The organism is Aquirufa sp. TARAVU-A1A (genome assembly GCF_054558675.1).
Genome location: NZ_JBPXKP010000002.1, coordinates 415557 through 428010, shown reverse-complemented (window position 1 = coordinate 428010; position 12454 = coordinate 415557). Strand labels below are relative to the sequence as shown.

Sequence of the window (12454 nt, the reverse complement as noted above, 5' to 3'; positions counted from 1 at the left end):
TGAGAGACCCCACCTAAATTTAAACATGAAAACCCCTAACTTTATTCATGAAAAAGAGTCGAAGAAAATATATTCTCCGACCCCTTAAAATCAATCTAAAACTGTCAACCTATTTTAGGACGACTCAACATGACGAATTCGGAGTTGATGGCATCCATGACAGGTTCTTTCGCTTGTATCGCAGGGGGTGTTATGGCCGTTTATATTTCTTTAGGAGTTCCAGCCGCTTATTTATTAGCTGCGAGTTTAATGGCCGCGCCGGGTGCTTTGGTGATTTCAAAAATCATGTTCCCTGAAACTGAGAAGTCGGAGACCGAAGGAATGGTTAAAATGGACATCATCAAAACACATGCGAATTTAGTGGATGCAATTGCAGCAGGAGCTAGTGAAGGCTTGAAAGTCGGTTTGAATGTGATTGCGATGTTGATTGGTTTTATTGCCTTAATTGCATTGGTCGATTTAGGTTTGGGTCACATTGGTTCTTGGATCAACATGCCATCCCTTTCCATGAATTTGATTTTAGGAAAGGTATTTTCCGTATTCGCTTTTGCAATGGGTGTTCCTGCTCAGGATGTAGAAGTGGCGGGAGCTTTGATGGGTAAAAAAATGGTTGTGAATGAGTTTGTCGCATACCTAGATATGGTGCATTTGAAAGCAACATTAGATCCGAAGACGATTGCCATTACTAGTTTTGCTTTGTGTGGTTTTGCCAACTTTTCTTCTGTGGCCATTCAAATTGGAGGGATTGGTGAATTAGCGCCAACACGTCGTTCCGATTTGGCAAAATTAGGCTTCAAAGCCTTGATTGCAGGAACTTTAGCTTCGTATTTATCAGCAACATTAGCCGGTTTATTATTGTAATATGCGTATTGATCCCGAAACCGTCGAGCGAATAAAGCAAACGGCTGCCGTGGCAGACGTGATCGGGGATTATGTAACGGTAAAGAAAAAAGGGGCTAATTATTGGGCTTGTTGCCCATTTCATGGAGAGAAGACGCCTTCTTTTTCTATATCACCTAGCAAAGGTATTTACAAATGTTTTGGTTGTGGTAAGGCGGGTGATTCGGTTCGTTTTATCATGGATATTGAAGGCTTAGGCTACGGAGAGGCTTTGCGTCATTTAGCCAAAAAATACGGCATCGACATTCAAGAAGAGGAGATGACGGACGACCAACTCCTACGCCAAAATGAGCGGGAGAGTTTGTTGATCATCTTAGAGTATGCCAAAGAATTTTTCAAGAAACAATTAACGGAATCCGATGAAGGGAAGTCGATCGCTCTACCATATTTTAAAGAGCGTGGTTTCTCGGACGCAACGATCCAAGCCTTTGATTTAGGCTATAGCCCGGAAGGCTGGGATGTCTTTTTGAAAACGGCGCTTAAGCAGGGTTTCAGTCAAGATATCATCGAGAAAGCAGGTTTAGTTACGAATAAAAACGATGAAGGAAAAGTATATGATCGTTTCCGTAATCGCGTTATTTTTCCCATTCACAGTGTAGCCGGAAAGGTTATCGCCTTTGGGGCACGTATTCTAAAATCGGATGCGAAGAATCAAGCCAAATACCTCAACTCGCCCGAAACCGTTGTATATCATAAGTCGGCGACCCTTTATGGCATCGCGCAGGCAAAAAATGAAATCCGACAAAAAGATGTTTGTTACCTCGTAGAAGGATATACCGATGTGATTTCCTTGCATCAGGCGGGAATTAAAAACGTAGTGGCCTCTTCGGGTACTTCATTGACAATTGAGCAGATTAAGTTGATCGGCCGATTTACCAACCACGTCACGGTCTTGTATGATGGAGATTCCGCAGGGATCAAAGCGGCATTGCGTGGAATGGATTTGATATTAGAAGAAGGTTTACAAGTGAATTTGGTTGTCTTCCCAGAAGGGCAGGATCCTGATTCGTTTGTGCGTTCCATCGGAAGTGAGGCGTTTATTGAATACATTCAAAAAGAAGCACGGGATGTAATTTCGTTCCAAGCGAATTTATTCATGAAGGAAGCGGGGGATGATCCCTTCAAGAAGTCCGAATTGATTAAGGAAATGGTGCAAAGTATCTCAAAGATACCGGATGCCATCCAGCGGAGTTTGTTTATCCAAAAGACCTCGCAATTGATGCGTTTGGAGGAGGATGTGCTCTTGGCAGAAATGAATAAGTTGCATTTGAAGAAAGTGCAACAAAAATCGATGCCAACGCTTTCACCACAGAATGAAGCGGAGTTGCAAGCTTTGTTTGAGCCAGGTCCTGAGGTCGATGCACCGGTGGAAGTTCAAAATTTGGCTTATTACCAAGAATTGGAATGTATGCGATTATTGGTCAATTATGGCCATTTGGAAATAAGTCCTGAAAAAGCGCCTGGTGTGAGCTTATTACAATATCTGTTACATGAATTAGAGGAGGTGCATTTTCAAACACCATTATTCAAAGGCATCATGGATACATGTCGCACGGAATTTGGCCGTGGCATTATCCCTGAGCCATCTTTTTACTTGCATCACCCGGAAGAAGATGTTCAACGATTTGCTATTGATGCTTCGTCTGATAAACATGTTTTGTCGACCGTTTGGCGGGACCGACATGAGATTAAAGTGAAGAAGGATGAGGAGCTTTTAGAAGATTTCGCATACAAGAATATTTTGCGTTTGCGTAAGGTTTACAATGATCAGCATATTAAAGATGTTATGGAGCGCATGGACCAATATGTAGGTGATCCGAATGAAATGAATGATTTATTGCTTGAATTCATTCATTTAAAGGAAATTCAGAAAAATATTTCCCAGGAATTGGGGACCGTTATCGAAAAATAGCGTATTTTCGCCTCGTTATGATGAAAAGAATCCTCTCCATAATGCTATTGTTTATTCTCCTGTATCAAGCGGGAGGCTTTGCATTGCGTTTCATTGCGCAGGATACGGATACCTTTGAGGCTGGCGAAACAATTGTAGTTGAAATGCCCATCTCTTTGCCCTATCAAACAGATTGGGATGCTCCACAAGCCGTTTCCGGAGAGATTCGTCAAGGAGATAATTTTTACCAAATGAAGGACCAACAGGTCATTGATGGTAAAATCGTTACAACGTTGGTTGCGGATCAAAATGCCCGTGATCGTTTCTTTGATTTGGCGGCACAGGTGAATGAACACATGTCGGACCAACCAGAAAAAGCTCCTGCTAAATCTAAATTGATTAATACCCTTGTAAAAGAATATTGTGCGCATGCGTCTGCATGGGTTCTTTATATTATGGAATGGCCTGCTACCCAGCAAGCGCCATCTCACGAAACATTACCTACGTTGGCATTTTCTGCCGATTTCTTTTCGCCTCCACGGCAAGTTTAAATTTTCTCGATACTTTTTTATTTTGAAGGTCTATGGACCTTTGAAATCGTACGTGTATTTTAAAATTTAAGCAAAATGAAAAAAATTATATTATCACTTCTATTCGTAGGAGTAATCTCTTCTGTTGTATTCGGTCAAGGTTGCGTAGCAGTTCGTCACATGAGTTGTTCAGTAGGAACTGGAGCAAACTCAAATTCCATGATGCACCCAGGCCAATGGCAAGTTTCTATGGGCTTTCGTAGCCTTCACTCTTTCAAGCATTTTGTTGGGGCTGATTATCAACCAGCACGTGAGGCGGCTGGAACGAATGTAATTAATGACCAACAAGGTTTCGATTTTGGTGTGACTTATTCGATCACAGATCGCTTATCGGTGGCATTGAATTTACCACTAGCATTCAATGACCGTTCTTCTATGTATGAGCATTATGGAAATGCCGTTTCAGGTAACCCTGAACAAAAGCGTTTTAATACAAAAGCCAATGGAATCGGTGATGCGCGTATCACGGCGTCTTATTGGATGTTGGATCCAATCAAACACATGAAAGGGAATTTCTCTTTGGGATTGGGGATTAAATTGCCAACGGGTGATTGGAATGTTCAAGATCAATTTCATCGTCGTAAGTCAGATGGAACGGATTATACAATTACGAAAGCCGTGGATCAATCGATTCAATTAGGTGATGGGGGAGTAGGTATCAATTTAGAAATTCAGGGGTACCAACAGCTATTCAACCGTACTTCACTTTATTACAATGGATTTTATATGTCGAATCCACAGAAAGTAAATACAGCTTCTAACGTAGCGCCGGATAAAGCAGTAACGGATGAAATGGTTCATTACATGTCGGTGGCTGATCAATATGCCGGCCGATTAGGATTGAATTACATCGTTTCTGCCAAAGCAGGAATTGGTGCGTCATTGGGAGCTCGTATTGAAGGGATTCCAGCTTATGATTTGATAGGTGGAAGTGATGGTTTCCGTCGTCCAGGTTTCATTTTCTCTGTGGAACCAGGTTTGAGTTACTCAACTGCTAAGAATACCTTATTTGTATCTGTACCAGTAGCGACGCAACGTAATCGCATTAAGAGTGCGAATGATTGGGTAACAGGCAAGCATGGAGATGCTGCTTTTGCAGATTACTTCATTTCTGCGACTTTAACGCATCGTTTCTAATCGGCTTATGAAATACCTCATTATACTATTATTGGCATTTTGTTTTGTTCTGCCTGTTGCCAAGGGCCAAATGCCGCACGATGGCATTTACATGAATAAAAAGTTGGCTTGTGGCGCCTTGATTTATGGTAATTCGTCTTGGACGAATTATTGGGAAAATCAATTGTTCCGAGAGAATCAGAACATCGGTCGCTTGACGACGGAATCGATGACTGCGATGTTAGCCTATGGAATTACGAAGAAAATCAATGTAATCGCGGTGGTTCCGTATGTGCGTACGAATGCGTCGCAAGGTAATTTATTAGGTCAAAAAGGTTTTCAGGATGCCTCTATTTGGTTGAAGGCCAAAGCTTATTCAACACACGGACTTAGTTTGCATGGGGTCGTAGGTTTTAGTACACCTATATCAAATTATGTACCTGATTTCATGCCGATGTCGATTGGTTTAGGGGCTAAATCCTTGATCACACGCGGAATCATAACCTACGATTTGCCCAAACATTTGTATGTAAATGGGTCAATCGCTTATCAAATGCGTTCGAAGGTTAAGGCAGATCGGGATGCTTATTTAAGCGGGGATAAAATGTACCAAACGAATCAGGTAGCGGTTCCGGATGCATTTGATGCGGCTTTGCGCATTGGATATTTGAAGAAAGACAATCAATTAGAATTGTTTGCAGAGACTTTTTCATGTACCAAGGGTGACGATATCCGCAGGAACGACATGCCGTTTATGACGAATGACATGACGATGACAACGGTGGGAGTTTATGGGAAATACCAGCCGAAAAACATTGGTGTTAATGCCAGAATGAGTTATGTCGTGGATGGCCAAAACGTGGGTCAAAGTTTAGGACTTTCATTAGGCTTGTTGTATCAATTTAACTTATAATTCGATGAAATATTTATATAGCATAATAGCGTTTTTCACATTGCTTTCTTGTAGCAAGGAAGTGGATGATGCTTTTTATAAGGCATATGTCCCTGCCAAAGTGGATATCAATGGTGGATCTTGGAAGACATTTATCGTAGCTTCGCCTACGGATATTGCCATTGCAGTGCCTAAGTTGGCGACTGACGCTGCTTATTTAAAGGAAATTGATTCCTTGAAAACGATTGTCATTCCAGGATTGACGGCCGCACAAAAAAAGGCTATTGATTACTGGGGCGCAGGAGCGGTTCTTCGCTGGAATGAGATTGGTCGGGAATTAGCGGCACGTTACAATGTTCCGCCAGCATCGAATGCGGCGGGTGTTTATCCTGTACCGAATGCTGCGGATCCTTTGGCAGATCCTAAGTTTCCATTTGCCAATCCTCCCTATACGGCGCGTGCTTTGGCTTATTTGAGTATTGCCCAATATGATGCCTTAGTAGCGGCTTGGAAGTATAAATATCAATACAACCGCAAAGCACCATATGAAATCGATGCCACCATAAAACCTTTGTTGCCTGCAACGGGTGTACCTGCTTATCCTTCAGAAGAAGCGGTGGTGGCCCAAGCGAGTTATGTTATTTTGTTGGCGATGTTTCCTGGCGAGGGTCCTTTTTTGAAAGAAAAATTAGCAGAGGCAAAGAATTCTGTGATATGGGCTGCCAAAAATGTGGGAAGTGATGTGGATGCGGGAGCAGCATTAGGTGCTGGCGTTGCTGCCAAAGTGATGGCTCGAGCTAAAACAGATGGGATGAGTACGGCTAATAATCAGGCGATAGTACCCGATTTAATTGCACGCTCAACTTCTTTGGGTTTTGTAAATCCCTGGAAAAGCCAGGAATCTCCAGTTCGTCCACCGATGTTGCCCAATTATGGTGCCGTGAGTACAATCAATTTTGACCGCAAGACCTTAGAGTCCATTCGTCCGGTTATCCCTTATTTGGAAAACACGGCTGAGTTTAAGAAAGATTTGGCAGAATTGAATGATATTCAAAAAAATCAAACGCGTGAACAAGCTGCGATTGCCAACTATTGGGCGGATGGTCCTGGTTCTTATACACCTCCAGGACATTGGCATCGTTATGCTTGCGATGCAGGTGTTTCGGCTAAGTTCTCCGAATTACGCATGGCTCGTATGCTTGCATACGTAGGGTCAGCTTTGATGGATGCTGGCATCGCTTGTTGGGAAACAAAATACTTTTACTACAGCCCGCGTCCCCAACAATTTGGTTTGAAAACATCGGTGGGACTTCCCAATTTCCCGAGTTACACATCCGGTCACTCGACATTTTCCTATGCAGCTGCGACAGTATTAAGCTCATTTTTTCCAGAGAATTCAGCTAAATATTATGGTTCTGCACAAGACGCATCGGATTCAAGGGTATATGGGTTGATTCACTTCAGAATCGATTGTACGATGGGAGGCCAACATGGTCGTGTGATTGGCGATTTTGCTGTGAAGCGTGCTAATGCGGATGGGGCACAATAAGTTGGTTTTCTTAAAACATAAAAGTTATGGTAACGATAAGTAAAAATAGATTTCATGCACTTGTTGCAGCGGCATGGATGAATCGCGCGATGATTGCGATTGTTTATGTTTGGTTTGGGTCTTTGAAGATTTTCGGAATGTCCCCGGCAGAGGGTCTGGTGACAAAGCTGTTTGATATTACTTTATCACCCTATATGAGTATCCAGCAATTCTTGTTTTTGCTAGGACTTGCTGAAAGTGCTATTGGCTTGTTGTGGTTATTTCCACGCATTAGCAAATGGGCATTTTGGATCATGATGGTGCATTTATTTACTACTTTTTTGCCAGTTTTGTTTCTTCCCAATGAAACGTGGCAGTCCTTTTTTGCCTTGACGCTGACGGGACAGTACATTATCAAGAATGTGGTATTGTGTTCAGCGGCTTGGTTTATTTATGTTTTTTCGGAAAATTAAGGGTGGGGGTAAACGCTGCCGGGGTTAAAAACCCCGGCAGCGTTACGCTTTTTTCTATTTTAAGGTATCAAAAAACCCCTTATCCGTTCGAATAAGGGGTTTTTATTTAAATATCGAATAATTCGATTTTAGACTATAGGCCTAGAATCTTCTTATTCAGCTCTTCGTCAGCGCCAGTTCCTGCAAAATCATCAAACACTTTTTCTGTTGCCTTGATGATATGGCTCGCGATAAATGGTGCTCCTTCTGTCGCTCCTTGAACCGGATCCTTGATGCAGCATTCCCATTCTAACACAGCCCAACCGTCATAGCCGTATTGCGTTAATTTCGAGAAGATGCTCTTGAAATCCACTTGGCCATCTCCTAAAGAACGGAAACGTCCCGCTCGGTTGATCCAAGATTGGTAACCACCATAAACGCCTTGCTTACCCGTTGGGTTAAATTCCGCATCTTTAACGTGGAACATTTTGATACGCTCGTGGTAAAAATCAATATATTGCTTATAGTCCAAAGCTTGTAACACAAAATGTGATGGATCATATAATAAGTTGGCACGCTTATGGCCTTTCACCTCATCCAAAAACATCTCAAACGTAACGCCATCATGCAAGTCTTCACCTGGGTGAATCTCATAACATAAATCTACGCCACACTCGTCGAATGTATTCAAAATCGGTAACCACCGCCGACCTAATTCTTTAAATCCTTGCTCTACTAATCCGGCAGGACGTTGAGGCCATGGATAAACTGTGTGCCACATCAAAGCTCCCGAGAATGTCGCATGTGCATTTAATCCCAAGTTTTGAGAAGCCTTAGCTGCATATTTCAATTGTTGGACCGCCCATTCCGTACGCGCCTTTGGATTTCCTTTGACGGAATCCGGTGCAAAACCGTCGAAACCTAAATCGTATGCTGGATTAACAGCGACTAATTGTCCTTGTAAGTGCGTGGATAATTCCGTGATTTGTAAGCCTTTGGCAGCTAGCATTCCCACGATTTCATCGCAATAGGTCTTAGATTCTGCCGCTTTTTGCAAATCGATGCAACGTGAATCCCATGATGGAATTTGCACGCCTTTGTATCCCAAAGATGCCACCCAAGTTGTGATGCTATCTAACGAATTAAAAGGAGCTTCATCTCCCATAAATTGTGCCAAAAATATCGCTGGCCCTTTGATCGTATTCATATTGTTAATGGTTTAGATTTTAACCCACTTTTGTGCACGTGTCGAATCCAAGATGCGCTCGCAAATCAATAACTCGCGGTATCCGTCGGCAAAAGTAGGGAACTTAGGATTTTCTGGTTGCTTACCTGCCTCAACTGCCGCGTAAACTTCCTTGAATAATTGCTTCGATGTATCTGAGAATCCTTCGTTGTGACCTCCTGGGAATGTCATTAAGGCAGATGCTTCAGGATATGCCAAAGATGGATCACGCATCAAGACTTGGTTCGCTTGATCACGGTTACCAATCCAAATTTCATTTGGCGCCTCCGAGTTGAAAGCAAACGTTTTGTTCGAGCCCGAAATCTCTAATTTCAATTGGTTTTTACGGCCCGCTGAAACCTGCGAGACCGTTACACAACCGCGGTTTCCATTGTCGAAACGCAATAATACGTTCGCATGATCTTCCGTGTTAATATGTACATCCGCATAATCTTCCGGTTGCAACATTTTGCCTGAATAGGTTTCTACTGGCTTCAAAGGCTTTTTACGAACCTTATGAACGGTGTTGAAATCTGCCATTACTTCCACCGTTTTCAACCCTGTGATGTATTCAATGACATCCAATAAGTGAGATCCGATATCGGCAATCGCACGAGAATCTCCTGATTTATCGGGTTCTAAACGCCAGTTGTAATCCGTGTTGTAGAACAACCAATCTTGCAAATAGCTACCCATGATTGAATAAATTTCACCCAAATCGCCTTTCTCGCGCATGGTTTTCATTTGACGTACCAAAGGATAATAACGCAAGTTGAAGTGAACCGCATTCACTAAACCTGTTTTCGCTGCTAATTCAACTAATTCTTCAGCCTCATGTAAATCTTTAGCCAAAGGTTTCTCACAAACCACGTGCTTGCCAGCTAATAAAGCGGCTTTAGATTGCGAGTAGTGCAAGAAGTTTGGTGTACAAATGTGCACACATTGAATGTCTTCTTGTTTTAATAAGTCTTCGAAAGTGTACCAACGGCCGATGCCCAATTGTTTTGCTTTGGCTTCTGCCAACTCAATGTTTACTTCACACAATGCAGCAACGTCGATGTTAGGTAAGCGACGAAGCGCTTCGATGTGTGCGGGTCCGATAAATCCGGTACCTACGATACCTACTTTAATTTTAGTCATGATCTATTAAATTTCGAATTTTGTCCATTTATTTTGGTTGTCTTTGGCTGAACGAACCACGTTCTCAATGAATGCCATCCCCATAATTCCCTCGTCGATGCCTGGGAAATCATACATGGGATCTTGCGGCTTGCCTGCCCATCGTGCGCGTACCGCAAAAGCGAAGTTGCGGTAAATATTCGCGAATGTCTCCACATAGCCTTCTGGGTGTCCAGCCGGTTGGCGAGAGTGTGCGTTCGTTGCCGCTGATAAATTCCCAACAGCCGTACGAATCGTTCTGGCACCTTCATCGCGTGTGCGGAATGTTAAGGTATTGGGCTCCATTTGATGCCAAGTAATGCCTGCTTTGCTTCCATAGATACGGAAATTGAAGTCATTTTCTTCGCCATTGCAGATTTGTGAGCAATGTAGAACACCTTTCGCACCATTATTATAATGTAACAAGATATTGCCATCATCATCCAATAAGCGGCCTTCAACGAAAATCGTCAAATCCGCACAAAGTTCAGTGATGTGCAATCCCGTGATGTATTCAATTAAATTCTCGCAATGGGTTCCGATATCTCCAATCGCTCCAGCAGCTCCACAACGCTCAGGGTCGGTACGCCATGCAGCTTGTTTTTGGCCGGTAGCTTCCACCAAGTCGATTAGCCAACCTTGCGGATACTCCACAATAATCTTGCGTATTTCGCCTAATTGACCCGAATTTACGAGGTGTTTCGCCTCTTTAACCATCGGATATGCCGTATAATTATGTGTCAATGCGAAAATCATTCCTGATTTTTCGATAATCTTTTTCAATTCTTTTGCCTCAGCTAAATTCAATGTCGCTGGCTTATCGCAAACGACATGAAATCCATTTTCCAGAGCCATTTTAGCAGCCGGGAAATGCACGTGATTAGGCGTAACGATCGAAACAAAATCCATGCGTTCGCCTTCGGGTAATTCTTTTTCCTTGAGTATCATCTCTTCATAAGAACCATAAACGCGGTTTTCAGGAAGATATAAGGCTTCGCCTGTTGCTTTGGATTTTTCGGGATTGGAGCTGAATGCCCCACAAACTAATTCAATTTCGCCGTCTAATTGAGCACCTCTGCGGTGAACGGCTCCGATAAAGGCTTCGGTGCTACCACCGATCATGCCCATTTTTAATTTTCTTCCTCGCCGACTCGCTGCGGTTGTGGACGTTCCACCTTGGATCATATATTGATAGATTTAGATTGTTACAAAAATAGGGCTTAATTTGATTAAATTACCCTTTAAAGGGCTCAGATTTTTGAAAAATTTTCAAAATAAATCGGGTTTGTCGGTGGAATTCAAAAATCTTTTCGTTTTTTTGGTACGATTTTTCCAATGTTGAATTTAATTTTTTTAAGATTACTAATTCTCTAAACATTTAACTAAAACTAATCTATTATGAATCAAACTGTTAATGCCAATCGTTTATTTTTGGCGTCCTGTTTTGCACTCATCACGACTTCCATGGCTTTTGGAATCCGCGCTGGGGTTTTAACTCAATTGGGTGTAGACTTTCAATTGGACAACGAACAATTAGGCTACGTGAACCAAATGGCGTTTTTAGGTTTCCCTATCGCCATGATCATTGGAGGGCCTTTGTACAATGTCTTAGGACCTAAGAAAATTATTTGGGTTGCATTCTTTACACATGTTATCGGTTTAGTGATGACTATTTTTGCTGGTGGTTTCTGGTCTTTATTATTATCAACATTCTTTGTTGGTTTTGGTAATGGAACCGTGGAAGCAGCTTGTAATCCGATGATTTCGGATATGTTTGAAGGTAAAGAGAAGACAAAAATGTTGAACCGTTTCCACATGTGGTTTCCAGGTGGTATCGTAATTGCAACACTTTTATCACAATATATGACAGGTGCTAACATGGGCTGGCAATTGCAAATCGCAGCTATTTTGGTTCCTGCGGTTATCTATGCGTATTTATTTTTCGGTCAAGCGTTCCCTGCAGCAAAAGTGGAAGGTGGTGCTTCGACAGGTGAAAACTTCAAAGCAATGCTTTCTCCTTTGTATTTATTTATGTTGGCTTGCATGGCCTTGACTGCAATTTCTGAATTCGGTCCAGAGCAATGGATTGGACCTATCATGGGCCAAGCAGGTGCAAGTCCAATGATTATTTTAGCGATTGTTACGGGATTAATGGCCGTGGGTCGTTATTTCGCTGGTCCAATCGTACATAAATTAGATGCAGGTGGCGTACTTTTAGTTTCAGCTATTTTAACTGCGATCGGTGTTTATTTGATGAGCTCTGCAACGGGAAATATGGTGTATATCTCGGCAATTATTTTTGCCTTAGGTGTATGTTATTTCTGGCCAACAATGATTGGGTATGTAGCTGAAAATATTCCGTTAACAGGTGCTTTTGGTCTTTCGATCATGGGTGGTATGGGAATGTTTGCAACGTCAATCTTCCAACCGATCATCGGTAAGTGGTTAGATTCCAATACAGCTGAAGCGTCAAAAACCTTAACTGGTGATGCGGTTGCATTAGCTGCTGGTCAAGCGACAATGGCACAAATGGTGTTGTTTCCATCGATTTTGATCGTAGCATTTGCTGGTTTGTATTTCTTCGGAAAGAAAGCAAAGCATGCTTAATCAATTCCTTGATAATTTTAAAAAGGGAGCTTCGACTCCCTTTTTTTTGTCCCAAATTCCCTATAGCTTTGGCAATCCTCCAAGGTTTGCCAAAG

10 protein-coding genes and 1 pseudogene are annotated in these 12454 nt (G+C 42.3%); 8 read left to right on the top strand and 3 right to left on the bottom strand.

The window, feature by feature from the left end; translation table 11 throughout:
• Positions 1 to 126: 126 nt before the first annotated feature.
• From V7S75_RS04515 to V7S75_RS04485, 7 genes and pseudogenes are all read left to right on the top strand, one after another.
• Positions 127 to 861 (top strand): annotated as a pseudogene (locus tag V7S75_RS04515) (NupC/NupG family nucleoside CNT transporter); the annotation flags it as partial.
• A gap of 1 nt (position 862) precedes the next feature.
• Positions 863 to 2812, top strand: a complete 1950-nt coding sequence (dnaG, locus tag V7S75_RS04510) for a DNA primase (protein ID WP_459511727.1) — start codon at positions 863 to 865, stop codon at positions 2810 to 2812.
• Between the two features lie 17 nt (positions 2813 to 2829).
• On the top strand, positions 2830 to 3342 hold the full coding sequence (locus V7S75_RS04505) for a hypothetical protein (protein WP_459511726.1): 513 nt from the start codon (positions 2830 to 2832) through the stop codon (positions 3340 to 3342).
• 75 nt (positions 3343 to 3417) lie between these two features.
• Positions 3418 to 4518 carry a hypothetical protein gene (locus V7S75_RS04500; protein WP_459511724.1) on the top strand — a complete coding sequence of 367 codons (1101 nt, stop codon included), beginning with the start codon at positions 3418 to 3420 and terminating at the stop codon, positions 4516 to 4518.
• A 7-nt stretch (positions 4519 to 4525) separates the two neighbouring features.
• Positions 4526 to 5410, top strand: a complete 885-nt coding sequence (locus V7S75_RS04495) for a hypothetical protein (RefSeq protein WP_459511723.1) — start codon at positions 4526 to 4528, stop codon at positions 5408 to 5410.
• A gap of 4 nt (positions 5411 to 5414) precedes the next feature.
• Positions 5415 to 6938, top strand: coding sequence for a vanadium-dependent haloperoxidase (locus tag V7S75_RS04490; protein ID WP_459511722.1), 1524 nt, complete (start codon positions 5415 to 5417; stop codon positions 6936 to 6938).
• Between the two features lie 26 nt (positions 6939 to 6964).
• Positions 6965 to 7390, top strand: coding sequence for a hypothetical protein (locus tag V7S75_RS04485; protein WP_459511721.1), 426 nt, complete (start codon positions 6965 to 6967; stop codon positions 7388 to 7390).
• A gap of 133 nt (positions 7391 to 7523) precedes the next feature.
• On the opposite strand, the gene V7S75_RS04480 is transcribed toward V7S75_RS04485, so the two are convergent.
• From V7S75_RS04480 to V7S75_RS04470, 3 genes are read right to left on the bottom strand one after another with little or no spacing between them, the layout of a single operon-like run.
• Complete coding sequence (locus V7S75_RS04480) at positions 7524 to 8576, bottom strand: sugar phosphate isomerase/epimerase family protein (protein WP_377975123.1); 1053 nt, start codon at positions 8574 to 8576, stop codon at positions 7524 to 7526.
• 12 nt (positions 8577 to 8588) lie between these two features.
• Positions 8589 to 9734, bottom strand: a complete 1146-nt coding sequence (locus V7S75_RS04475) for a Gfo/Idh/MocA family protein (RefSeq protein WP_459511718.1) — start codon at positions 9732 to 9734, stop codon at positions 8589 to 8591.
• A gap of 6 nt (positions 9735 to 9740) precedes the next feature.
• Complete coding sequence (locus V7S75_RS04470) at positions 9741 to 10880, bottom strand: Gfo/Idh/MocA family protein (protein ID WP_459511732.1); 1140 nt, start codon at positions 10878 to 10880, stop codon at positions 9741 to 9743.
• 270 nt (positions 10881 to 11150) lie between these two features.
• Between V7S75_RS04470 and V7S75_RS04465 the strand changes: the two genes are divergently transcribed.
• A complete protein-coding gene (locus V7S75_RS04465; RefSeq protein WP_459511716.1) occupies positions 11151 to 12359 on the top strand; it encodes an MFS transporter in 1209 nt (402 codons plus the stop codon).
• Positions 12360 to 12454: the final 95 nt, after the last annotated feature.